Source organism: Acidovorax sp. DW039 (genome assembly GCF_037101375.1).
Lineage (GTDB): Bacteria > Pseudomonadota > Gammaproteobacteria > Burkholderiales > Burkholderiaceae_C > Acidovorax.
Map to the genome: position 1 here is coordinate 670,779 of NZ_AP029019.1, position 24,533 is coordinate 695,311.

Below are 24,533 nucleotides of genomic sequence, written 5' to 3' on the forward strand. Positions count from 1 at the left end.
GTGCTTCCTGACGCAGCTCAGGCTGCGCTCTTGACGGGCGGGAACGTCTTCGTGTCCATCAGCTTGAGCGTGGCGCTCACGCTGCCGGTGCGGCCGTCCTCAAACTTCACCTGGGTCTCGATGTACTGCTCCGAGCGGCCTGCGTACAGGGCATCGACCAGCACGGCGTACTTCTCGGCAATGAAACCGCGGCGGACCTTGTTGGTGCGGGTGAGTTCGCCGTCGTCAGCGTCCAGCTCCTTGTGCAGCACCAGGAACCGGCTGATCTGACTGCCTGCGAGCATGGCGTCGGTGGCCAGGTCGGCGTTCACCTTCTCAATGCACTCGCGGATCAACTCATACACCTCGGGCTTGCCCGCCAGATCGGTGTAGCCCGCATAGGGCAGGTTGCGGCGCTCGGCCCAGTTGCCCACGGCGTCGAAGTCGATGTTGACCATCACGCACACCTTCTCGCGCTTGTCGCCCAGGGCCACCACTTCCTTGATGTGCGGGAAGAACTTGAGCTTGTTCTCCACATACTTGGGCGCGAACATGGCGCCGTCATTGGCGCCACCCATGATGCGGCCCACGTCTTTGACGCGGTCAATGATCTTGAGGTGGCCGTGCGCGTCCAGAAAGCCTGCGTCGCTGGTGTGGTACCAGCCGTCAGCGGTGAGCACTTCTGCCGTGGCAGTGGGGTTCTTGTAGTACTCCTTGAGCAGCCCGGCGGACTTGACCATGATCTCGCCGTTGTCGGCCACCTTGATCTGCACCCCACGGATGGGCACGCCCACGGTGTCTGCCCGCGCCTGGTTGTCGGGCTGCAGGCACACGAACACGGCGGTTTCGGTAGAGCCGTAGAGCTGCTTGAGGTTGATGCCGATGGAGCGGTAGAAAGTGAACAGGTCGGGGCCGATGGCCTCGCCAGCCGTGTAGGCCACGCGCACACGGCTGAAGCCCAGGTTGTTGCGCAGCGGGCCATACACCAGCACATTGCCCAGCGCGTACTTGATGCGGTCCAGCAGTCCCACGGACTGTCCATCCATCAGGGCCGGACCGACGCGCTTGGCCACACGCATGCAGGCCTCGAACATCTTGCGCTTCAACGCACCTGCATCTTCCATGCGGATCATCACGCTGGTCAGCAAACCTTCAAAAATGCGGGGCGGCGCGAAGTAGTAGGTGGGGCCCACTTCCTTGAGGTCGATGGTCACCGTGCTGGCCGACTCGGGGCAGTTGACTACGTAGCCGCAGGCCAGCCACTGGGCGTAACTGAAGATGTTCTGCCCGATCCAGGCCGGGGGCAGGTAGGCCAGCACTTCTTCGCTGCTGGTGAGCTTGTCAAACTCTGCGCCTGCTGAAGCCCGGTCCAGCAAGGTGCTGTGGGTGTGCACCACGCCCTTGGGGTTGCCGGTGGTGCCAGAGGTGAAGAACATGGCGGCCACATCGTTGGGGGTGGACTTTTGCACTTCGGCCCGGAACCAGCCAGGGTTCTGGGCAATGAAGGTTTTGCCCGTCTCGACCAGAGAGTCCAGCGCGGCCAGGCCTTGCTCCTGATAGTTACGCAGGCCGCGAGGGTCGTCGTAGTAGATGTTGCTGATGCGTAGGCATTGCTCACGGATTTCCAGCAGTTTGTCCACCTGCTCCTGGTCTTCCACCAGGCAAAAGCGCACCTCGGCGTTGTTCAGCGGGAAGATGCATTCGGCCGCAACCGCGTCCTGGTATAGCGGCACCGGAATGGCCCCCAGCGACTGGGCTGCGAGCATGGTGGCGTACAGGCGCGGGCGGTTGGCGCCAATCACCACCATGTGTTCATGGCGCTGCAGCCCGGCCTGGTGAAGTCCTGCAGCCAAGGTTTCCACCAACTGGGCCAGGTCTGCCCAGCTGTGGGTCTGCCAGATGCCGTATTCCTTCTCGCGCAGCGCCGGGGCCGTAGGGCGCTCGGCAGCGTGCTTGAGCAATAGCAGCGGGAACGTGGTCAACATTGCAGGTTCCTAGAAAGTGAGGGCCTGCTGGCCCGTGGACACTCTGGTGCGCGGCCTTTGAACAGGTTCTTGGGGCTGCGCTACTGTCTGTATGCTGCAAATGCTAGGACGGACTTTGACGTTATCTTGTCTTGCCGACGACAATTTACGGGAAACTACTCCTTGGGTGAAACCCTCCTCCCCTGTGAAAGCCTCATGAAAGTCTGATGACTTCCGGCTGGCCCGTGCGCGTGGGAGGAGGGCGGTATCCTTGCCAGCATGTACGCCCCGTTTTTCGGTCTCCAGCACCCGCCGTTTTCAATTGCCCCTGACCCGCGCTACCTTTTCATGAGCGAGCGGCACCGTGAGGCGTTGGCCCATCTGCTCTACGGGCTGGATGCGGGTGGGGGCTTCGTGTTGCTCACGGGCGAGGTGGGGGCAGGCAAGACCACGGTGTGCCGCTGCTTTCTGGAGCAGATTCCGGAGCATTGCAACGTGGCTTATATCTTCAACCCCAAGCTCACGGTGGGGGAGTTGCTGCGCTCGATCTGCGATGAGTTTGGTGTGCCCCACAAGCCCAACGTGCCGGGGGTGGAGACCGTCAAGGACTACATCGATCCGCTGAACGCCTCGCTGCTGGCGGCGCACGCATCAGGGCGCAACACCGTGCTCATCATCGACGAGGCTCAGAACCTAGAGGCCGATGTGCTGGAGCAGCTACGCCTGCTCACCAACCTGGAAACCAACGAGCGCAAGCTGCTGCAGATCATCCTGATCGGCCAGCCGGAGTTGCGAACGATGGTGGCTCGCCCTTCGCTGGAGCAGCTGGCGCAGCGGGTGATTGCGCGTTTTCATCTGGACGCCCTGACGCCCCAGGAGACCCAGCAGTACATCGCCCATCGTCTTGCAGTGGCCGGCTTGCGTGGCCCCATGCCATTCAGTCGCAGGGCGCTGCGGCGTGTGCACGTCCTGTCCCGGGGGATTCCGCGGCGCATCAATTTGCTTTGCGATCGCGCTTTGCTGGGGGCTTATGCAGCAGGGCAGCACGGCGTGAGCAAAGCCATCGTTGAGCGCGCCGCGCGAGAGGTGTTTGGCACGCATGTTCCCCAGCGTTCCCCGTCTGTTGGACCTTTGTCCCGATGGGCGATGGGTGGACTTGGCTTGGTAGCCGGGGCGGCCATGGTGGCGGCGGCTGGCTGGATGGCGGGCATTCGTCCGGGCCCGAAGGGGCTGGGCACCGCACAGACGGTAAATCAGGGGGCGAATCACGGTGCGGTTGCGGCGATTGGCGCAGCCCCCGGCGCCCAGGCCAAGCCGCCCCTGGCCTCACCGCCTGCGCAAAGTGCTTCCGCAGCTTCGGCTCCAGGCACGGCCGTACCTGTGCCCACCAAGGCGAGTCAGCCTGTGGCGGCTGCCACCTCCTCCGGGGCTTCGTCTGCAGAGGCTTCGCCTGAACCTGCATCGGGTCTGCAGCAGTTTTTGCAAGCGCAATCCCCAGGAGATGCTTCCGCATGGCAGGCTCTGGCTTCCGTGTGGGGGGTGGCCTTGCCCGAGGGGGCGGATGCCTGTGCCGCTCTGACACGCGATGGTCTGCGTTGCTATCGCAATCGGCGCGCGGGCCTGAACCTGATACGACAGATGGATCGGCCTACGCTGCTCATGCTGTCCCCTTCTGCCCAGAGTGAGGCTACCGTGCCAGTCGTGTTGCGTGGCCTGGATGAGGATGTGGCGACGCTGCAAAGCGGTGGCCGTACCCTGCATGTGCCTGTGGCTGATCTGGCCCAGGTGTGGCGGGGTGACATGATCACGCTGTGGCGTGCACCGCCGGGCATGCCTGACAAGGGCGAAATCACCGACAGTGCCGCAGGTACGGCCTGGTTGGATGCACGGCTGGCGTCGAAAGCGGCGGGCGGTGCCGGGGTAAGTGCCCGCGCTGTGACGCCTGCGCTGCGCCAGGCCCGGATCCATCGGTTTCAGCTGGCCCAGGGCGTCACCCCTGACGGCCGCGCGGGCCCGGTGACCCTCATGCTCCTCAACCGCGCCACCGGCGTGAAAGAACCCCGTTTGCGCAGTGGCGCCTGATTTCTATGTCCTACATTCTTGATGCACTGCGGCGTGCGGAGGCCGAGCGAGGCCGAGGTTCTGTACCGGGTATCCACACACAGTCCATGGCGGCGCCGCGCACGGAATCCCCCAGCCCTGGCAACTGGTGGCTGGTGGGCGGCTCTGTGGTGGCTGTGGCGGCCCTTGCTGCAGGTGGAACGTGGTGGGCCATGCAGCGCAATGCGCCCGCCGTGGCGGGGGCTGGTGCAAATCCACCTGCGGCGCCTGCTCCGGCCCCGTCGGTAGCTCCTCCACCTGCTTCTCCTACGGTGGTGGCGGCCGCGCCACCCGTTGCTGCGCCCCCGGTGGTTGCCGCCCCTGCACCGATCTCCGCCCCGTCAACAGATGTGGCCCCGCTTCAGCCACCTGCTCCGGTGGCTCTGGAGCCGCGCCCTGTGGCCAACAGGCGGGTGCCAGAGCCTGCGCGTGACAAGCCCGCCGCTACCCCAGTACCGGCCCCAGCGCCTGTCCCTGCGCGAGTTCGGGAGACCCCCGCGCCACCTCCAGCACCTGCCGCCCGCGTGCCGCAGCCGGTACCAGCGGCTCCCCCAGCTGCACAGCCTGCTGCGGTGCCTTCGGCAGCGCCACCCAACGGTCCCGTGTTTGCTCAGAGCGAGTTGCCGCCTTCAGTGCGTGAGCAGCTGCCAGCCTTGACGGTGACTGGGGCAACCTATTCCAGCAATCCCGCGCATCGCATGGCGATTGTCAATGGGCAAGTGCTTCAGGAGGGCGACCAGGCCGCGCCCGGACTGAAGCTGGAACGCATCGAGCAGAGCCGGACCGTGTGGTTGTTTCAGGGCTATCGCTACGCGGTGCGGTTGCAGTAGGGCGGGAGTCCTGTGTCATCAGGTATGGCTGGGGTAAGTGCCAGATTGGCAGCTTTCGTCCGTCAAGGCGAAAATTTGGCCCGCGAATTTTGATGTCTTGGGGATCCCAGCGAATGCCATGAACCAGGATCTGTCACTGCACCAACGCCGTCGGCCCCCCACACCGGCCGAGATGGCCCAAATTCCCTGGCTCGACCGGCTGCCCCCGGCTGAGCGGCAGCGTGCCGAGGCTGCCTTGCTGGTGGGGGATGCAGCACCGGGAGATTTTGTGTGCCGCGTGGGGCGGCCCGTGACCTATTGGTTTGGTGTGGTGGAGGGGCTGCTCAAGATGAGCAGCGACAACGCACAGGGGCAGACCATGACCTTCACCGGCGTTCCTCCGGGGGGCTGGTTTGGCGAAGGCACGGCCATGAAGCGTGAGCCCTACCGCTACAACATCCAGGCGCTGCGCAAAAGCGTGGTGGCAGGGTTGCCCATCGATACCTTTCACTGGCTGCTGGATCACTCCATCGGGTTCAACCGGTTTGTGATGCATCAGCTCAACGAACGGTTGGGGCAATTCATCGCTGCCCGTGAAATTGACCGGCTGACCAATCCGGATGTGCGTGTGGCACGCAGTCTGTCGTCGCTGTTCAACCCCGCGTTGTATCCCGGCGTAGGTGAGGTGCTGCGCATTACCCAGCAGGAGTTGGCCTATCTGGTGGGGCTGTCGCGCCAGCGTGTCAATGAAGCGCTGAACACCCTGCAGGCGCAAGGCGCGATTCGCGTGGAGTACGGAGGCGTGCGCGTGCTGGACCTTTCGGCATTGCAGTCCAGCACCTTTGCGCTCAAGGCCGCAGCCACAGCAGAATAATCGCCCTGTTCACCTTGGAACCGGTTCTTGGTGCGGCAGCACCGCACTTCAGGCGATCAATGTCGAGGCAGCGCTACGCGTTGGCCACTTTGACCGCCCAAGGCAGGCTGCTGAGCGTGATGAGAGGGCGCTGCGGGCGTGGGTAAAGCCCCTGCCGCAGGCGCTTCCCAGTCGCGTGCATCTGCATGCTCCCTGCTCAGGCGGAATGTGTGCACCATCTGGGTGAGGCGGCCAGCCTGATCCTTGAGGCTTTCAGCCGCCGCAGCCCCTTCTTCCACCAGCGCAGCGTTTTGCTGGGTCATTTCTTCCAGCGAGCCAACGGAGTGGCTCACTTCGGTGATGCGCTGGCTTTGCTCCTGCGTGGCGGCAGTAATTTCAGCCATGATGCTGGACACTTGCCGCACGGATTGCACCAGCTGCGCAATGCTGTCCCCTGCGTGGTTGACGAGGGTGGCGCCTGCCTGCACCTGCTGGGTGCTGTCATTGATCAGGACCTTGATTTCTCGCGCTGCGTTGGCTGCACGACCCGCCAGACCGCGAACCTCGCTGGCCACCACCGCAAAGCCGCGGCCTTGCTCACCGGCCCGGGCGGCTTCCACCGCTGCATTCAGGGCCAGGATGTTGGTCTGGAATGCGATGCTGTCGATCACGCTCGTGATGTCGGCAATTTTTCTCGAACTGGCGCTGATGGCATCCATGGTTTTCACCACCCGAGTCACGACTTCGCCTCCCTCGGTTGCTGCAGTGGATGCCTTGGCTGCCAGGCTGTTGGCCTGATGAGCGGATTCTGCGCTGTGGGCCACGGTACCGGTCAGATCCCCAAGTGCCTGCGATGCCCCTTGCAGGTTGTGTGAGGTTTGTTCGGTGCGAATGCTCAGGTCCTGGTTGCCTGAAGCCACTTCGGAGCTGGCCACGAGGATAGAGTCTGCTGCCTGACCGATCTCGCCCACCAGGCTGCGCAGGCGGTCCTGCATGGCGGCAATCGCCTCCAGCAGCCGGCCGGTTTCATCGTTGATGCGGACTTCCACCTGCGACGTCAGGTCACCCCGGGCAATGCGTTCGGCCACCACCACAGCCCGGCCGATGGGTTGGGTGATGCTGGCCGTAATGCGCCAGGCAATCAAAAGACCCAGAGCGATGGCGGCCGCCACCAGAATGCCCCCGGCCCAGCGGGCCCGGCTCTGAATGGCTTCTGCCGAGGCTGCAGCCTCGTCGTTGAGGCGGTTTTGCAGGGCAATCATTTCGCCGAGCTGCTGGCGCCATGCTGATTCTGCAGGGGCTGCACGCGTCATCAGGTTCAGGCTGGCCGCCACCGTGTCGCCGTCATCTGCAGCCTGCATGGCACTTTCAATCTCCGGCTTGGCCTTCTTGGCCGCGGCCTGCACCTGCTGCAGCAAGGTGGTTTCGGCGGCGCTTGCCGTGGCGGGTGTGATGAGTTCGGCCAGCTGGGCTTCTTGCTTGGCGTATTCCTGCAGCGTCTTGCGCACAGCGAGGATCTGCGCTTGCGCCTGCTTGGGGTCGATCTCGTTGAGCATGGCGCTGGATCGGCTCTGAATGCCCAAGGAGCCCACGCTCTCCAGCATGCCGTTGACCAGCTTGGTTTTGGTCGCGCCCGTGCCTGTCATCTCTTGCATCTGGGCATTGACCTTGTTCAGCGAAAGCTGCCCCACCGTCGCCACCGCCAACAGAAGCACCAGCAGACAGCCGAACCCCAAGCCCAGGCGGGAGGAGATGGACAAGGATTTGAAAATCGAGGAGCTCATGGTTTCTTTCGTGGCACTCAGAGAGAAGTGTGTGTTTGCAGACAAGCAAAAAGAAGACCTATCGATGGCGCAGTCAGGGTAATTACGGTGTCTGCGCTGGCAATGAAGTGTGTGCTTCCTCTGTGTTTGCAGTGGCTACGAGGGCGGAAGTTTAGAGAGAACCTCGCTTTTTCGTGATGAACCTTTCGGATGGGGTCATGCCGTTACGGCATGGATGAATTTGTTACAACTTCAGCGTTTGTATCGCGAGCCTGAGAGATTTGCTTGGAAGTACTCACATTGCCAGTGCTCGCAGGAAGGTCTTCGCCAGCGCCGTTCCATATTGGTGCATGCGCTATCAAAATTGAATGGCTGGTTTTCCTCTTCTGCCGATGATGAGTCAGTGCAACAATGGGTGCTTGCGCTCAGTTTTGTTACATTTTTCGGAGCTTCCCCCATGTCTTTGCCTTCCCTGATTTCATGCTTGCGGTCTTGTCTGCAAAAGCCCTTGACTCTCTTTGCTGCTGTGGGGACTGCCGCCTTGGTGTCCGGGTGTGCGGCACCTTCTGCCGATGTGCAAGAGTTGCGTGAGCAGGTGGTGGCGGTGACAGCCAGCCATGAGCTGATCACTTTCAATGCGGCCAAGCCTGACAACATCCTGGAGCGCAAGCCAGTGCTAGGTTTGCCTGCGGAGGACCGGCTGGTGGGAATCGACTTCCGCGTGGCGCGTGGCGTGCTCTATGCCCTCAGCTTCTCTGGTCAGCTGTATACGCTGGATCTCTCCACGGGCGTACTCAAGCCTGTGGGCACCGCACCTGCGGGCATCGCGCTCAAGGGCACTTCCTTTGGCGTGGATTTCAACCCTGCAGCAGACCGGTTGCGTGTGGTGTCGAACCTGGGGCAGAACTTTCGCATCCACCCCGACACAGGCGCCGCAGTGGATGGTGATTCAGCCCAGCCAGGTGTGCAGGCAGACCCATACCTGCGCTACATCTGGAACGATGTCAACCATGCACGGGCGCCTGAAGTAGTGGCCGCAGCCTACACCTACAACCCCAACGACAGCAAAATCACCACCAACTACGCCATCGACCGCGCGCTGGGCGTGCTGGTGATGCAAGGCTCGCGTGAGGGCGAAGCGCCGGTGGTGTCTCCCAACCTGGGACAGTTGCGCACGGTGGGCTCCCTGGGGCTGGGACCTCTGACAGACGCATCCTTCGACATTTCTGACGTACACAACACGGCTCTTGCGGCGGTGCGTACGGCTGCTGAGCCTCGCACCCGGCTGCATCTGGTGGATCTCAAGACCGGCAAGGCCACCTTGCTCGGCGTGGTGGGGGATGGCAGCCCCCTGTTGGGCATGGCCATAGAGCCATGAGCATGCGCAATCTGCTTCATACGCTGCGGTGGAGGGCTGCAGGCTTGACGCTGTTGGTGGCGGGGCCCACGCTGGCTGCCACCGTACAAGTCGATGTGAGTGATGAGGCAGGGCGCATGGTGGGCGGTGCCGTGGTGTTTCTGGAGTCGCCTGCGGCCCGCGCTCAGGTCAAGCCCCTGCCCAAAGCAGATATGGCACAGGAGAAAAAGCAGTTTCTGCCGGAGGTTCTGGTGGTGCCTGTGGGAACACAGGTGCATTTTCCCAATCGGGATTCAGTGCGCCACCACGTCTATTCCTTCTCCCCTGCCAAGAAGTTTGAACTCAAGCTCTACACCGGTACACCCGCCAACCCTGTGCTTTTCGATCAGGCCGGAATCGTGGTGCTCGGCTGCAATATTCATGACCGCATGGTGGGCTGGGTCGTCGTGGTGGATACGCCGTATTACGCCCAGTCCCCTGAGACTGGTGGTCGCGTGCAGCTCGAAGGGGTGCCCGCAGGCAATTACAAGCTGCGTGTTTGGCACTCGCGGCTTGCACCCGGCGCTCCCGCCCATGAGCAGGCTGTCGTCGTACCGGCCACGGGCAGCGTGCAGGCGGCGGTCAAGATGACGGGGCTTTCACCCTGATGTGGAACATCTTGCGTCGTAGCCTGATCCTTCGGCTGGTCGGGGTGTCTCTGTTGCTGCTGTTGTGCGTGCAGCTGGCTGGTTTCGCAGTGGTGCGCGCCAGTATCGAGCGCAACGCGCGCGCGCAGATTGCCCGGCAGCTGGACGTGGATGAGAACGTTTGGCGCAGATTGCTGGACCAGAACGCCGAACGCTTGCGGCAAGGTTCCGCGTTGCTGGCGGCAGACTACGGGTTCAGGTCGGCAGTGCATTCCGGAGAAGAAGAAACCATTCAGTCCGTGCTGGAGAACCACGGTGAGCGCATTGGTGCCGCAGTCACCGCCCTGCTGGGAACAGACATGGCACTGCGTGCCCTGAGTGCTCCGACCCATGCGCAGGTGCTGGTGCCCACGCTCAAGCTGCTGGCTCCCCAGTTGGCGCGCAATGCCCAGGGCGGCGGCCAGGTAGCGGTGGTGGAGGGCGTTCCGTACCAGTTTGTGATGGTGCCCATGCGAGCCCCGGTGCTCATGGGGTGGGTGCTCATGGGCTTTCCTCTGGACCAGCCCCTGGCTGAAGAAATGCGGCAGTTGCTGTCGGTGCATGTATCTGTGGTGGTGCAGGATGCCGACGGGCGCACCACCGTGCCCGTGAGCACCCTTCCCAGCATGCAGGGGGCCGCGTTGATGGACGTGGGCACCCAGGCGCGGGAGGTAGAGTCTTCCGAAGGCGAGCTATTGGCTCGCGCCACCACCTTGCCCAGCCTCAATGGGCGTGTTCATACGGTGCTCATGCGCTCGGTCGATGAGGTGGTGGCCCCGTACCGCCAACTGCAGGTGTTGCTGGCGATCATCACTGCACTGGGTGTGCTGCTGTTCGCTCTGGGCAGTGGTTTTATGGCGCAGAGGGTGATTACCCCGTTGCGCTCCCTGATGCGTGCGACCCAGCGCCTCTCGCGCGGGGAATACAGCACCCCCATGGAACATACGAACCGGCACGATGAGATCGGCCAGCTTGCGCGGTCTTTTGACCGCATGCGGCTGGATATCGGTACGCGGCAGGATGAGATTCGTCGCCTGGCTTACTGGGATCGGCTGACGGGCCTGCCCAACCGGGAGAGCTTCAGAGATGCGGTGTTTCAGGCCATGACACCTGGCTCTGGGTGCCAGGCCCTGAGTGTGCTGACTTTGGATCTGGACCGCTTCAAGCACGTCAATGATGTGATGGGCTATGCCTTTGGAGACCGCTTGCTGCAGGCGGTGGCAGACCGGTTGACGCGACAGATTCCCTCGGCCCACGACATGGTGGCTCGTCTGGGGGGCAATGAGTTTGCCGTGCTTCTCAAAGGAGCAGACGCCGGTAGTGCGCTGGCCGTGGCGCAGCAGATATTGCGGTCGTTTGAAGAACCCCTGGCGCTGGAAGACCAGACGGTGGACTTGAGTGCCGGTATCGGCATTGCCGCCTGGCCTGAAGATGCCGAAGACGCTGACACCTTGCTCAGCCGCTCTGAAATCGCGATGTATGCGGCCAAGCGCAAGCTCAGTGGTGCGTTGCGTTACGACGCGTCCATCGACTCCAGCAGCGCGCAGACCCTCTCGTTGCTGACTGAATTGCGCCACGCGGTCGAGCACAATGAATTGAAGCTGTATCTGCAGCCCAAAGTGCCGTTGCATGGGCAAAGCGGCTGGGCGGCCGAGGCGCTGGTGCGTTGGCAGCATCCCCAGCGTGGGTTGGTGCCCCCCATGCAGTTCATTCCGTTTGCGGAGCAAACAGGTTTTGTGCGGCAGCTGACCTTGTGGATGTTTGAGGAAGTGGCGCGCTTCTTGGCCGCCGCACAGCTGGTGGGTGTACTGCGGGTGTCCGTCAATCTCTCCACGCGCGATCTGCTGGACCCCGAATTGAGCGAGCGTCTGGGAGCGATCTTGCAACGCTACGGCGTGGCCGCCAGTTCGTTCTGTCTGGAGATTACGGAAAGCGCCATCATGGACGACCCGCAGCGCGCAGAGGCCATGCTCAATCGCTTGTCGGAGCAGGGCTTCAAGCTGTCCATCGACGATTTCGGCACGGGCTACTCTTCTCTGGCGTATCTCAAACGTCTGCCCGTGGATGAGCTCAAGATCGACAAGTCCTTCGTGATGGGCATGGAAGCGGGCGAGGACGATGCCATGATCGTTCGATCCACCATTGACCTTGCCCACAACCTTGGCCTTACGGTGGTGGCCGAAGGGGTGGAAAACGCGGCGATTCTGGAGCGCCTGCGTGCGCTGGCCTGCGACGAAGCGCAGGGTTACCACATCAGCCGCCCCGTGCCTGCGCAAGAATTTCTGGCCTGGCAGCGGCGGCAGGGGTAATCTTGCACATTGACACCCAGAGCCGTGCCCTGCGCAGCACCCCGGCGACAATCAGCGAAATGTCTTCTTCACGCTCTCTACCGCCACCACCCTCAGCAGATGCTGTGGAACCGGCAGCTTCTCCTGCCGGCAGACCTGTGCTGCGACGACCGGTCCTCAAAGCCAAGCCGGCTCCAGCTCCCGCTCCCGCTCCTCTGCCAACGCGTGCGTCTGGTGCCAAGCCCAGCAGGCCGGCAACTGCACAGGCACCTTTTGGCAGCCGTGCCCAGCCCCCATCCCGGTCCGGCTCTCCCGTGGTCGCAAGAGGGGCTTTTCCGGGGCACAGCTCAGGGGGTGGGGGCGCTGCTTCTCCTCGGCAGGCGTCTGTCCCCTCGTCTGCACGCCCCCGGGCTTCGGAGCCGTCCAGAGGGGTTGCCGCTGCCAGCGCCACAGGCCTATCCCGCTTGAACAAGCGTTTGGCAGAGCTGGGCTTGTGCTCCCGCCGCGAGGCGGATGACTGGATTGCCCATGGCTGGGTCAAGGTCAATGGTCAAGTGGCGCCCATGGGCTTGCAGGTATCCGAGTCGGACCATATCGAGGTGGATCGCAAAGCCCAGGGCCATCAGGAGCAGCGTGTCACCATCCTGCTGCACAAGCCTGTGGGTTACGTGAGCGGGCAGGCCGAAGATGGCCACACCCCTGCTGTCGCACTCATCAATCCCCGTACCCACTGGCGCGAAGACCCCAGCCGCAACCGCTTTTCGCCCCCGCAGCTGCGCGGGCTTGCTCCGGCGGGGCGTCTGGACATTGATTCCGTGGGCTTGCTGGTGCTGACGCAGGATGGGCGCGTAGCCCGCCAGATCATCGGCGAAGACTCTGAGGTGGACAAGGAGTACCTCGTGCGCGTGCAGTACGGCGATGTGGCATTGAACGTGCAAGCCGTTTTTCCGCAAGACCAGCTTGCACGCTTGCGACGTGGCCTGTCGCTGGACGGGCAACCGCTCAAGCCGGCCAAGGTCGATTGGCAGAATCCTGAGCAACTGCGATTTGTCTTGACCGAAGGCAAGAAGCGCCAGATCCGCCGCATGTGCGAACTGGTGGGGCTGAGGGTGGTAGGGCTCAAGCGCATCCGGATTGGCGGGGTGACCTTGGGCAACCTGCCGGTGGGGCAATGGCGCTACCTGGGGCCCCACGAGAGGTTTTGACGAGAAATTTTTATGGGCCGCAGGGTTTGCGGCCAGCGGGGCGTTGCTACCATGGCTGCACCCGCATGTTCCAACGAGGAGATGTTTGTGAGCGAAGAAAAATTCCGGTTGGTCACCCGCAGTGACTTTGATGGTCTGGTGTGTGCGGTGCTGCTCAACGAGCTGGATCTAATCGACGAAATCACGTTTGTCCACCCCAAGGACATGCAGGACGGCAAGGTTGCCATCACCTCGCGGGACATCACGACCAACCTGCCGTATGTGCCAGGCGCTCATCTGGTGTTTGATCACCATGAATCGGAAACCGTTCGCAACGCCGGTCGGCGTGATGTGAACCACATCATCGAGGCCAAGGCTCCGTCTGCCGCCCGAGTGGTCTACAACTACTACGGTGGCAAGGCGCGCTTCCCGCGCATCACCGACGAAATGATGGCGGCAGTGGACCAGGCGGACTCTGCCCAGTATTCCCGGGAAGACATCCTGAACCCCCAGGGCTGGGTGCTGCTCAACTACCTGATGGACTCGCGCACAGGCCTGGGCCGTTTCCGTGATTTCCGCATCAGCAACTACGCGTTGATGATGGATCTCATCAAGTATTGCCGCGACCACACGATTGATGAAATCCTGGCGTTGCCCGACGTGCAGGAGCGCGTGACGCTGTACCGTGAACACGCCGTCAAGGCCAAGGAACAGCTGGAACGCTGCGCCATCGTTTTGGGCAATCTGGTGGTGCTGGACCTGCGCAGCGAAGACACCATCTGGGCCACCAACCGGTTCATGATTTATGCGCTGTTCCCTGAAACCAACATCTCCATCCATGTGATGTGGGGCTTGCAGAAGCAGAACACCGTGTTTGCCACCGGCAAATCCATCCTCAACCGCAGCAGCAAGACCCATGTGGGCAACCTGATGCTGGAGTTTGGCGGTGGGGGGCATGCTGCCGCGGGCACGTGCCAGGTGGCCAACGAAAAGGCCGATACCATCCTCAAGGCGCTGGTTGAGCGCATCAACGCTGACGGCTGATACCCCGGGCCGCTGCGGTACTCTGCAAAGGGCTCTTGAAACCCTTTGAGGAGCCCATAAATCACGCCTGCCGGTCTGGTTCGCGTGATTTTCTTTTTGTGTGCCGTCCTTGCTGCCGTTGCAAGGATCGCGGGTAGAGGTCGCGCCTGCAGACCCTCCAGACCCCTGAACCCCTGAAATCCAGGTTGAGACCAAGATTCAAGAGAGAACCTACCTATGAGCAAGCAAACCCTGTCTTTCCAGGCCGAGGTGGCCCAGCTGCTGCATCTGGTCACCCACTCGCTGTATTCCAACCAGGAAATCTTCCTGCGCGAGCTGGTGTCCAACGCGTCAGACGCCTGCGACAAGCTGCGCTTTGAAGCCCTGAACAACAATGCCCTGTACGAAGACGCACCCAACCTCGAAGTGCAAATTACCTTCGACAAGGCTGCCAAGACGCTGACCATCACCGACAACGGCATCGGCATGAGTCAGCAGGAGGCCATCGACCACCTGGGCACGATTGCCAAGAGCGGCACCAAGGACTTCATGGGCAAGCTCTCGGGCGACCAGAAGCAGGACGCCCAGCTCATCGGCCAGTTCGGCGTGGGCTTCTACTCGGGCTTCATCGTGGCCGACAAGATCACCGTGGAATCGCGCCGCGCGGGCCTCAAGCCCGAGGAAGGCGTGCGCTGGATCAGCGGCGGCACGGGCGACTTCGAGGTCGAAACCATCACCCGCGCCCAGCGCGGCACCAGCATCATCCTGCACCTGCGCGACGATGCCGAGGAATATCTCAACGCCTGGAAGCTCAAGCAGGTCATCGCCAAATACTCCGACCACATCAGCCTGCCCATCTTGATGGAAAAGGAAGAGTGGAAAGACGGCGAGCTGATCAACCCCAATGACGAAAACGGCGGCCGCCAGCCCGGCGGCATGGTCAAGACCGGCGAGTGGGAAACCATCAACAAGGCCAGCGCCCTGTGGACCCGCCCCAAGAAGGACATCACCGAAGAACAGTACGCCGAGTTCTACAAGACCATCAGCCACGACCACGAGGTCCCGCTGACCTGGGCGCACAACCGCGTCGAGGGCAACACCGAGTACACGCAGCTGCTGTACATCCCCGCCAAGGCCCCGTTTGACCTGTGGAACCGCGACAAGAAGGCGGGCGTCAAGCTGTACGTGAAGCGCGTGTTCATCATGGACGACGCCGAAGCGCTGATGCCCACCTACCTGCGCTTCGTCAAGGGCGTGATCGACTCCGCCGACCTGCCGCTGAACGTGAGCCGCGAGCTGCTGCAGGAAAGCCGCGACGTGCGGTCCATCCGCGAAGGCTCGACCAAGCGCGTGCTGAGCATGCTGGAAGACCTGGCCAAACACGACAAGCACGAAGCCGCAGCGGCTGAGGGCGCCGACGGCGTGACCGACGTGGTGAGCGAGGAAGACAAGGCCAAGGAAGGCAAGTACACCCAGTTCTACGCCGAATTCGGCGCGGTGCTGAAGGAAGGCCTGGGCGAGGACTTTGCCAACCGCGAGCGCCTGGCCAAGCTGCTGCGTTTTGCCAGCACCACCAGCGACACGGTGACGGTGAGTTTTGCCGACTACAAGGCCCGCATGAAGGAAGGCCAGGAGGCCATCTACTACATCACGGCCGAGACGCTGGCCGCCGCCAAGAACAGCCCGCAGCTCGAAGTCTTCAAGAAGAAGGGCATCGAAGTACTCTTGATGACTGACCGCGTGGACGAGTGGGCGCTGAACTATCTGCACGAGTTTGACGGCACCCCGCTGCAAAGCGTGGCCAAGGGCGCGGTGGACCTGGGCAAGCTGCAGGACGAGGCCGAGAAGAAGGCCGCCGAAGAGGCTGCCGAAGCCTTCAAGCCCGTGCTGGCCAAGCTCAAGGAAGCCCTCAAGGATAAGGCCGAAGACGTGCGCGTGACGACCCGCCTGGTCGACTCGCCCGCGTGCCTGGTGGTGCAGGACGACGGCATGAGCACGCAGCTGGCGCGCTTGCTCAAGCAGGCCGGCCAGCAGGCCCCCGCTACCAAGCCTGTGCTGGAGGTGAATGCCGAGCATGCGCTGGTCAAGAAGCTGGACGGCAGCGTGCACTTCCACGACCTGGCCCACATCCTGTTCGATCAGGCCCTGCTGGCCGAAGGTGGCCTGCCGGACGACCCTGCAGCCTACGTCAAACGGGTCAATGCCTTGCTGGTTTAAGGCTCAAAACGCTGCTTGCGCTTGAAAGTAGAGCGCAGGCAGCTATGAAATAAATAGCAATCCGGCATGCCTTGCATGGCCGGGTTTTTTATTGCCCTGCCGCGGTCTTGACTTGAGGGGGTGGTTGGATGGCTCAGGTATCCCCGGCCTTGGCCTGGGCCACGATGCGGCTGTGGACTTTGTTGCGCTCTTCAGGGGGCGCATCCATCAACTCCCGCAGCGCGGCCTCTGGAACCTGCTGATAACTTCTGCGGTCGTTTTTGACGGGGACATTGCGCCAGCCACTGAGGACGAGCCAGTCCCACATTTCACGCGTCATGGCATGGGTCACCTTCATCTTCAGCCCGCTGCGAATGATCGAAGCCCCCACAGGCGGCAGGCTGCCCACGGGCGCAGCCTTGCGTTGCTGGCGTATGGATAGAAGGTTGCGTATCAGGTTTTTCATGGTGAAGCAGTATGCAGGCGCAGGCAGAGGCGGACGTTGCCATGCTGCGCCGAGCATAGCCTGAGCCGCACTGCAGTGCGTCAGGGCGCAGGGCGGTCCGGTGGCTGCTCCAGCCCGCGGGCGTGGGCGTTCAGTTGCTCCAGTCCCAGGCGCGCCAGCTCTTGCAGTTGGGGCAGGCAACGGTCAATGGTGGCCGCATCTTCCGATTTCGCAGCCAGCTCCATCGGGTGGGTCAGCTCGCCCAAGGTGCCCAGGCCAAAGCTCCCCGCAGTGCCACCCAGGTCATGGGCTTCCCTGCGCAAGGTTTCCCACTGCCTGCCGTGCGCTGCCTGTGTAATGCGTTGCACCCGGCGTTCGCAATCCTGCACAAACTGCGTGATCAAGGGAATGAGCCGGGCGGGCGGAATGCTGGCCTGAAGGTCTTGCAGTGACTCTGCTTCAAACACCCGTTCTGCCCCGGGCGATGGCGGAGGTGGAGGCTCGGGAAGTGGAGCAGAAGGCGTGAGCGTTGGATGGGACGCCGCAGGTGTAGCGGTAGCTTGCGTGGCCGGGGCGGCAAGCGCAGGGGGTGGGGGGGCTGCAGGCGTTTGTGCCAGCCAGCGCGACAAGGTGTGCCACAAGGGGGCTTCCAGCAGGGGCTTGGCAATGTGGTCGTTCATGCCGCAGGCCCGGGTGCGCTCCACATCGGCAGATGTTGCATTCGCTGTCATGGCAATGATGGGCAAGGCTTCAAAGCGTGGCATGGACCGCAGCATGCGCGTGGCGGTCATGCCGTCCATCACCGGCATCTGCATATCCATCAGCACCGCAGCATAAGTATGGTCGCTGGCCTGGGTCAGCATGTTCACGGCCTGCGCGCCGTTGTGGGCCGCATCGACTATCAGACCGCCAGCCTCCAGCAAGCCTTTGGCGACCTGCAGGTTGACGTCGTTGTCATCCACCACCAGCACTCGCATGTCAGGCGATGGCGGGAGGGGGGCTGCCTCCAGCGGCATGGGCTGTGTCAGCACCTCGTAGCCCCAGGCGCTGGCGGGAGCCCTGTGAAGCTGAACCGTGAACCAGAAGGTGCTGCCTTCGTGCAGCTTGCTTTCCACCCCCGTATCGCCCCCCATGGCCCGGGCCAGTTGACGCGCAATGACCAGGCCCAGCCCTGTGCCGCCAAAGCGGCGAGTGATGGAGCTGTCTGCCTGCCGGAAAGGCTCAAACAGCCCTTCGATCTGCTCTGGTGCGATGCCGATGCCGGTGTCTCTGACCGAGCCACGCAGGGTGACGCGGTCTTCGGTGTCGTCTTCCTCCTGCCGCATCACGCTCAGGCTCACCACCACTTCGCCCTGGCTGGTGAATTTGATGGCGTTGTGCACATAGTTGATCAGGATTTGCGACAGGCGCTGCGCATCGCCCACCAGCTGTTCCGGCACATCGTCTGCCACTTCCAGGCGAAGGTGCAGGCCCTTGGCCAGCGCCTTGGGGCTGAGCAGGTCCATGAAGGTGGCCAGCAAGGGGGAGAGCGCAAAGCTCTGGTGTTCCAGCTCCAGGTGACCGCCGTCGATCTTGGAGAAGTCGAGGATGTCGGTCAGGATGCCCAGCAGGTGGCGGCCCGCGCGATGCATTTGTTCGATGCGCTCGCGTTGGGGTGGAGGCAACTCATCTTTGAGCGCCAGTTGCGCCATCCCCAGAATCGCATTCAGGGGCGTGCGGATTTCGTGGCTCATCACGGCCAGGAAACGGGCCCGTTCTTGCGCTGCCCGTTCCGCAGTCTCCTTCGCTTGCACCATGGCGCGGGTTTGCAGCTTGCGCTCCGTCACATCCATCCATACGCCATGGAATATTGCGCTGCCGTCCTCCAGCTTCCGGGCGGTGGCCGACGTATGCAGCCAGCGGGTGGAGCCTTCGTGCAGGACTTCTGTGTCGAAGTCCAGACCGGCCTGGGTGTGCAATCGGTTTATGAACAGGTCATGGATACGCTCCTGTACCTTTTGGGGCACAGCGTAAGCCTTGCCCACCGATCCGCCGGTGCGCAGCAACGACAGTACCTGCAGACCGGGCATTTCAGCCGCCTTGTCGCTCACAAACAGAAACCGGCACTCACCGGAGGTTTGCAGGTGGAGCTGGAACACCACACCAGGGATGGCGCTGGTCAGATCCACCAGTTGCTCGGAGAGCTTGCGTGCTTCTTCGCTGCGCTGCACCTGCACGCTGAGCTTGTCGGCGCGCTGCATGGTGGTCTTGAAAATCTGCAGGGCTCGGGCCATGGTGCCCACCTCATCGCGGCGGCGGGTGAAGGGGATCTTGTCCCCATACTGCCGGGCCGTGAGGCGCTTCATGACGCGCACCAGCTGGGAGAGGGGGCGGGCAATCTGGGTATGGGCCACGTACCCTGACAGCAGCAGCACCAGACCGAGAGCTGCCGCGACCGCCAGACCCATGGACCAGAGCGTATCGGCAGTAGAGCGGTTTTGCTGGTCGATCAATGCCCGGAACTCGGCGTGTGATCGGCTGCGCAGTTCATCGAGTTCATGCTTGAGTTGCAGCACGGTGGACTCAAAGTTCTGGTACCCGCCCTGAGCCCCCGCCGCGTCGGGCGGCTGGGCTTCCTTGAGTGCCTGCAATGCCTGCAGCCCCGCACCAAACACTTCCTGCGAGCGGACCCTGAGCGCCATCAGATCCCGCCCCTTGTACGGCATGTGCTGTGCGAGGCTGGAGAGCTCGTTCTCAAAGTCCCGCTGCAGGCTGCGCAGTCGCTGGTCCGCCGGTGTGGCGTTGGGCACTTCGGGGCCGGGCGAGTCATCCAGCGCGGTGTACATCAGCCGCTGCGCCTCGCTTAGCAGCATCCCGGCGCTGCCAAAGCGATAGGCCAGCTCGGACTCCAGCGTGATCAGTGTGCGGTACTGGGCATCCAGCTGCCGCATGCTCAGCATGGCATAGGCCACGATTCCCATGGACACCAGACCCATCAGCCCGACCAGCAAGATGATCTTTGCCGCCAAAGGGAGGTTGGAGAAAAGCCGTCTGCGGATCATGGGAGCACGGGGAAGGGGAGACTGATGGCGATGAAGTGGCTGAGAAGGGAAAACGCTGCACGGCACTTTGCCTGGGCAAAGGCCAGGAGCGATATTGTCTGGCGTTTACCGGGTCGCGAGCATGGGTAGCATCCGCCCTCTAAAGCCCAGTGTAGGCCGCTGAATCGTCTGCTCCGTGATGGCCGTGCCATTGAAAAAGTCAATGATTGTGAGCGCAAGGGGCTGCGGGTGCGTATAGGGATGTGCGTGTGGACATGCCAAGTATTTCGTGCCAATCCAGAAGGATGGTTTGATAATCCGCACCTCGCAATGGGCGCGCCGTCTCTCCATCCTGCTCCCGATGCCCGGATTTCCCTCTTCATCCCCGGTGTTTCATGGCACGTTTCTTTCTCACATTTCTGGCCCTGCAACTGAGCCTTTTCGGTATCAACATGCTGGGCGTTGTGCAGCAACACGTTGTGCTGCCCTGGACCATGCTCCTGGCGCGCATGTGTGCCGGGCTTGTGACCTGGTTTGACAGCACTGCAGCCGCCGCTGGCAAGGTGCTGTGGAACACGGTGACAGGTTTTGGGGTGTCGATTGAGCCAGGGTGCAATGGCATTGAGGCCTGCATCGTCCTGTTCGCCGCCATTGTGGCGTTCCCCTCGTCCTGGCGGCACAAGCTGGTCGGTTTGCTGGTGGGTTTTGCGGCTGTCCAGGCCCTCAATATCGTGCGCGTCATCAGCCTGTTCTACCTGGGACAGTGGAATACCCAGATTTTCAATTTTGCGCATGAATACCTCTGGCAGGCCCTCATCATGCTGGACGTGCTGATCGTGTGGCTGCTGTGGGTGCGGGCGGGCAACAAAGCCGTTGCAGCGCCGACTCAAGAAGCTGCGGCCTGATGGGCGAAGGGATGTGATGACCATGCGACGTCCTTCTCCGTTTGCCATCTTCGTCATGTCAGCGTTCGGCTGGATGCTGGCCCTGACTGCGTTGTGGACCCAGGTTTCTGCCTGGACTTCGTATCCCGTGGGCATCCTGTCCAGCATGGCCCTGGAGCAGGGGGCGCCGATGTGGGTGCGAGAAGTACACCTTCGCCCTGGCGTGATGGATGTGGATACGCGCGTGGCGATTCCTGTGCCTTCAGCCGGAGGGCGCAAGGCAGAGTTCACGATCGACGTGAGCCCCGCCCGCTACGCCTATGGCCTGCCTATCTTTCTGGCCTTGCTGCTGGCTGCCCGAGGCCCCAGGCGGCTGGCGCGTGCAGCCATCGGCTATCTCGTGCTGCTGCCAGCCCAGGCTTTCAGCCTGACCCTGTACACCCTGATGCAGTTGGTGCTGACGGCACAGCTTGATGTGAAGCTGTTGCGCATTGACCCGTGGCAGCTGGAGGCATTGGTCTACGGGTACCAGGTTGGCTCCCTGGTGGTGCCAACCTTGATCCCGGTGCTAGTCTGGCTGTGGCTGGACCGTCAGTTTGTTGCCAAGGTGGTCGTGCCTGCCTGGCGGCCCTCTGCCTCCGCTACGCCCTCTCCGTGAGTGCCGTCTTCCTGCCTGTGCGAGGCGGGCGCATTTGGGTCCACCGTGTCCAGCCGGTAGCCCATGCCATAGATGGCGCTGACGACGTAGCCGTTGGAGGGGTTGAGTTCGAGCTTGCTGCGCAGGCGCGAGACGTGGGTGTCCAGCGAGCGTGACGGGGCTTCGTTGGTCTCGCCCCATACGACTTCGCGCAAGTGGGCTCGGGAGAGCAGGCGGCCCGTGTTGCGGAACATGAAAAGCGCCAGTTCGTACTCACGGTTCTTCAGCTCGATCGGGACGCCATTGAAGAGCAGTGCGCGTTTGTCCGGATCAAACCTGTAAGGCCCAAACTCGAGGTTGCCTGCCATGGCCAGGGGGTAGGCGCGGCGCAGCAAGGCCGTAGCCCGGGCGATCAGCTCACCCATCCGCAAAGGCTTGGTCATGAAGTCGTCTGCTCCACAGGACAGCGCTTCGATGACGTCCTGCTCTTCCCTGCGGCGGGTCACGAACAGGATGGGCAGTTGCCTGCCTGCGGTCTGGCGAACTGCAGACACCACTTCCGGGCCTTCCATGTCCGGCAGATGCCAGTCCACGATCAACAGGTCAAACGTCTCGTGGCGTATGTCCCGCAGCAGGTGGGCACCCGTCTGGTAGGTGTGGCATATATGTCCATGATGCTCTGTAGTGGCCTTGATCAGGTCCAGCAGGATCGGGTCGTCGTCGAGGGCGGCTATTCGCATGGCTTGTGGTCAGCGCGGGAGCGCACTTCAAAGGTCACAGGGGCAATACAGGAATCGTGCCGCGGAACCTGCAGAACAATCGTTTCCTGACAATCGTTTGCAATCTCCGGGCCCGGTAGCCACTGTGGCGCAGCGGCTTTCCGTATCATTTAGGTGTCATTGTAAATATTTTGCAAAAATTGGCAAATCAATTTTTGCTATCAATGATAAATATGTTGTTTTATCGGGTTCGCGCCCCGATCCGCGGCGAGGGACCCTAGGGTCCGCTCAGGCATACAGGGGCTCTTCACCCATGGCCTCGATCTGCTCGTGCAGCATGTCGACCTGACCCCGCCAGTAATCACTGCTGCCGAACCAGGGGAAGTTCACCGGAAAGATCGGGTCTTGCCAGCGCCGTGCAAGCCAGGCGCTGTAGTGGATGAGGCGCAGTGTCCGCAGGGGCTCGATCAACGCAAGTTCGCGTCTGTCAAAGCTGCGGAACTGTTCATACCCTTCCAGCAGCGCGCCAAGCTGCTGCGTTCTCTGGCTGCGGTCACCTGACAGCAGCATCCACAGGTCCTGCACTGCGGGGCCCATCCGGGCGTCGTCCAGGTCCACGAAGTGCGGACCACCACCCGGCCGCTCGACAGGCGTCCAAAGAATGTTGCCCGGGTGGCAATCTCCATGCAGCCGGATCTGGCGTGCCTGAATCAGGCTGAATGAGTTGCCAGCGCTCATGGATAAAGCGCTACCAGCTATGATTTCTATAGCTTTGTCGCAGGCATCCTTCCACGCGGACTGCATGTCCAGCGGGATGACCTGCTGTGTCAGCAACCAGTCGCGTGCATCGATCCCGAAAGTCTGGACATCCAGCGCAGGGCGGTGCTCGAACGGCTGGGCCGCACCCACGGTGTGGATGCGGGCCAGAAATCGGCCAATCCACTCCAGCACCTCAAAATCGTCCAGCTCTGGTCCACGGCCACCGCGCCAGGGGCTGACGGAAAAGGCAAAGCCTGCGTGGTGGTGCAGGGTGCTGCCTTCCCGAACGAGTGGGCCAACGGCGGGGACTTCGGCCTGCATCAGCTCTGCCGCAAAGGCATGCTCTTCCAGAATCTGTGCGGTGCTCCATCGCTCCGGGCGGTAAAACTTTGCGACGACGCGTTCCCCGTCCTCGAGCCAGATTTGATAGACGCGGTTCTCGTAGGAAGAGAGGGCCAGAAGCCGCCCGTCTCCGTACAGTCCCACGCTGGCCAAAGCGTCCAGCACGATGTCGGGTGTCAGTGCCGAGAACGGATGAGGGCTTTGGGCGCGAGGGTGGGCGTCGTGGTGGTCTGCGTGCATCCACCGATTGTCGTCGCTACCGGCTCGCAGGCTCCCGACCGTTCACACCGCAACCGGCGAGGTTGGGCGTTGCCAAATGCCCGCCGCTGACATGCCTGCAAAAGGCAAGGCGGAGCCAAGGTGCCCAATGGTCAGCCGCAGCCTGGCGAGGCGAGCAATGGGCTTTTCAAGCCAGCAGACTGGCGATATGCCCTATGCGCGGGCTGCCCTGGCCGCCCAGCACCTGTTGATACACCGCCTGTGTGGCTGCGCGCCCCTGATGGTGTTGCACCACCAGCCATGGCTGGAGCGGGGCCTGCACTGCATGGCTGAACTGGTCCCACGCATGGACCAGGCGTTCGTTCAACCCTTGCGCACCCCAGTCGGTGTGGCGCTTTTTGACCTGGGCGGGGGCAAAGAACATGGTGGGGCGTGGCCCCGGCAAGTCGCCTGCACCTCCCAGATCCTGCACATGGCTTGCACCGACGGCGCAGCTGTAAGCCAATGCGCTGAAGTGGCGGTGGACGCGCTCTCTCAGGCCCACGCTGCCAGCGAAGTCCACGTACACACACGGAGCGCGTGCCGGAAGTTGCGTTAGCTCCTCATAGGCCAGCACCCTGTGGTAGCAGCCCAGGCTTTCGCAGAAAGCGCGGTTCGCCGCCGAAGTCAGCCCGATAACCTGAATGCCCGGGCGCTGTGCCAGCGCAAACGCGGTGCCATACGCAGTCTTGCTGGAGGCGCTGGATAGCAGCACGGTGTCTGCCCCAAAGAACTGCTGGTCGGCCAAAAAGTCGTCAATCAGCCAGGAAGTGACAAACAGCGGTCGCAACAGTGCCTGGATGTCTTCGTTGAAGGGTTGGTAGAACGGGTCCGCCTGGGTGCGCAGATAGTGGTTGTACACCGCGTGCAGCGGTGCACGGTGGGGAGCGGCGTCGCTGAATCCTGCTGCATTGACGCGTTGGGGCGTCAGCACGGCATGGGTAGCCATGGGCCAGAACCCATACAAATGCTCGCCCACCGGAATATCGGCATGCCGCGATGCCTGCACGGTGCCGAACCCCCACACCGGAATTACCCCCCAGCCTTCCTCGCCGGAGGGGAAGAACTGCCAGTAGTGCAGCATGTCGCCCATGGCAGCGTAGGTGATGTTGTTGGAGGTCAGGGCAAAACGGTCCACCTGCACCCGGATTTGTCCTTCCTCCAGCGGCGCGGCGGCGGCCGTGCGAAGGGTGGTGTCCGCGAGTTGGCGCTGGCGTACCAGCAGGGTGGTGCTGACTGGGGTGGATGTGCTCATGCCGTGACGCTAATGCAAATGCGGCCCATGCTC

18 protein-coding genes are annotated in these 24,533 nt (G+C 62.5%); 11 read left to right on the plus strand and 7 right to left on the minus strand.

What is annotated here, in order from left to right:
* Positions 1-17: 17 nt before the first annotated feature.
* A complete protein-coding gene (locus AACH87_RS03020; protein ID WP_338797247.1) occupies positions 18-1,964 on the minus strand; it encodes an AMP-binding protein in 1,947 nt (648 codons plus the stop codon).
* Between the two features lie 258 nt (positions 1,965-2,222).
* On the opposite strand from AACH87_RS03020, the gene AACH87_RS03025 reads away from it, so the two are divergent.
* From AACH87_RS03025 to AACH87_RS03035, 3 genes are all read left to right on the plus strand, one after another.
* Positions 2,223-4,025: an AAA family ATPase gene (locus tag AACH87_RS03025; RefSeq protein WP_338797248.1), complete on the plus strand. Its 1,803-nt coding sequence runs from the start codon at positions 2,223-2,225 to the stop codon at positions 4,023-4,025.
* Positions 4,026-4,030: 5 nt separating this feature from the next.
* A complete protein-coding gene (locus tag AACH87_RS03030) occupies positions 4,031-4,873 on the plus strand; it encodes a general secretion pathway protein GspB (protein ID WP_338797249.1) in 843 nt (280 codons plus the stop codon).
* Between the two features lie 118 nt (positions 4,874-4,991).
* Positions 4,992-5,726 (plus strand): Crp/Fnr family transcriptional regulator, encoded by a 735-nt coding sequence (locus AACH87_RS03035; protein ID WP_338797250.1) that lies wholly within the window; start codon positions 4,992-4,994, stop codon positions 5,724-5,726.
* A 56-nt stretch (positions 5,727-5,782) separates the two neighbouring features.
* Here AACH87_RS03035 and AACH87_RS03040 read toward each other — a convergent pair whose 3' ends face one another.
* A complete protein-coding gene (locus AACH87_RS03040; protein ID WP_338797251.1) occupies positions 5,783-7,489 on the minus strand; it encodes a methyl-accepting chemotaxis protein in 1,707 nt (568 codons plus the stop codon).
* Between the two features lie 487 nt (positions 7,490-7,976).
* On the opposite strand from AACH87_RS03040, the gene AACH87_RS03045 reads away from it, so the two are divergent.
* From AACH87_RS03045 to htpG, 6 genes are all read left to right on the plus strand, one after another.
* Positions 7,977-8,846, plus strand: a complete 870-nt coding sequence (locus AACH87_RS03045) for a DUF4394 domain-containing protein (protein WP_338797252.1) — start codon at positions 7,977-7,979, stop codon at positions 8,844-8,846.
* 2 nt (positions 8,847-8,848) lie between these two features.
* On the plus strand, positions 8,849-9,472 hold the full coding sequence (locus AACH87_RS03050) for a methylamine utilization protein (RefSeq protein WP_338797253.1): 624 nt from the start codon (positions 8,849-8,851) through the stop codon (positions 9,470-9,472).
* A complete protein-coding gene (locus AACH87_RS03055; RefSeq protein WP_338797254.1) occupies positions 9,472-11,799 on the plus strand; it encodes an EAL domain-containing protein in 2,328 nt (775 codons plus the stop codon). Before AACH87_RS03050 ends, AACH87_RS03055 begins: the two co-directional genes overlap by 1 nt.
* Before the next feature lie 443 nt (positions 11,800-12,242).
* A complete protein-coding gene (locus tag AACH87_RS03060) occupies positions 12,243-12,983 on the plus strand; it encodes a pseudouridine synthase (RefSeq protein ID WP_338797255.1) in 741 nt (246 codons plus the stop codon).
* Positions 12,984-13,070: 87 nt separating this feature from the next.
* Complete coding sequence (locus AACH87_RS03065) at positions 13,071-14,006, plus strand: exopolyphosphatase (RefSeq protein WP_338797257.1); 936 nt, start codon at positions 13,071-13,073, stop codon at positions 14,004-14,006.
* Positions 14,007-14,222: 216 nt separating this feature from the next.
* Positions 14,223-16,202 (plus strand): molecular chaperone HtpG, encoded by a 1,980-nt coding sequence (htpG, locus tag AACH87_RS03070; RefSeq protein WP_338797258.1) that lies wholly within the window; start codon positions 14,223-14,225, stop codon positions 16,200-16,202.
* 133 nt (positions 16,203-16,335) lie between these two features.
* Here htpG and AACH87_RS03075 read toward each other — a convergent pair whose 3' ends face one another.
* Positions 16,336-16,647, minus strand: coding sequence for a hypothetical protein (locus AACH87_RS03075; protein ID WP_338797259.1), 312 nt, complete (start codon positions 16,645-16,647; stop codon positions 16,336-16,338).
* Positions 16,648-16,727: 80 nt separating this feature from the next.
* A complete protein-coding gene (locus AACH87_RS03080) occupies positions 16,728-19,667 on the minus strand; it encodes an ATP-binding protein (protein ID WP_338797260.1) in 2,940 nt (979 codons plus the stop codon).
* 374 nt (positions 19,668-20,041) lie between these two features.
* On the opposite strand from AACH87_RS03080, the gene xrtH reads away from it, so the two are divergent.
* Together xrtH and AACH87_RS03090 are read left to right on the plus strand one after the other, a co-directional pair.
* The gene (gene xrtH / locus AACH87_RS03085; RefSeq protein WP_338797261.1) at positions 20,042-20,551 is read left to right on the plus strand and encodes an exosortase H; all 510 of its coding nucleotides are present in this window, start codon (positions 20,042-20,044) and stop codon (positions 20,549-20,551) included.
* Positions 20,552-20,573: 22 nt separating this feature from the next.
* Positions 20,574-21,188 carry an exosortase H-associated membrane protein gene (locus tag AACH87_RS03090; RefSeq protein WP_338797262.1) on the plus strand — a complete coding sequence of 205 codons (615 nt, stop codon included), beginning with the start codon at positions 20,574-20,576 and terminating at the stop codon, positions 21,186-21,188.
* On the opposite strand, the gene AACH87_RS03095 is transcribed toward AACH87_RS03090, so the two are convergent.
* The 3 genes from AACH87_RS03095 to AACH87_RS03105 all read right to left on the minus strand — a co-directional run bounded on the left by AACH87_RS03095 (position 21,122) and on the right by AACH87_RS03105 (position 24,500).
* Positions 21,122-21,907 carry a response regulator transcription factor gene (locus tag AACH87_RS03095; protein ID WP_338797263.1) on the minus strand — a complete coding sequence of 262 codons (786 nt, stop codon included), beginning with the start codon at positions 21,905-21,907 and terminating at the stop codon, positions 21,122-21,124. The genes AACH87_RS03090 and AACH87_RS03095 overlap by 67 nt on opposite strands.
* Before the next feature lie 267 nt (positions 21,908-22,174).
* Positions 22,175-23,227 carry a serine/threonine protein kinase gene (locus AACH87_RS03100; RefSeq protein WP_338797264.1) on the minus strand — a complete coding sequence of 351 codons (1,053 nt, stop codon included), beginning with the start codon at positions 23,225-23,227 and terminating at the stop codon, positions 22,175-22,177.
* 166 nt (positions 23,228-23,393) lie between these two features.
* Positions 23,394-24,500, minus strand: coding sequence for a DUF2855 family protein (locus AACH87_RS03105; protein WP_338797265.1), 1,107 nt, complete (start codon positions 24,498-24,500; stop codon positions 23,394-23,396).
* Positions 24,501-24,533: the final 33 nt, after the last annotated feature.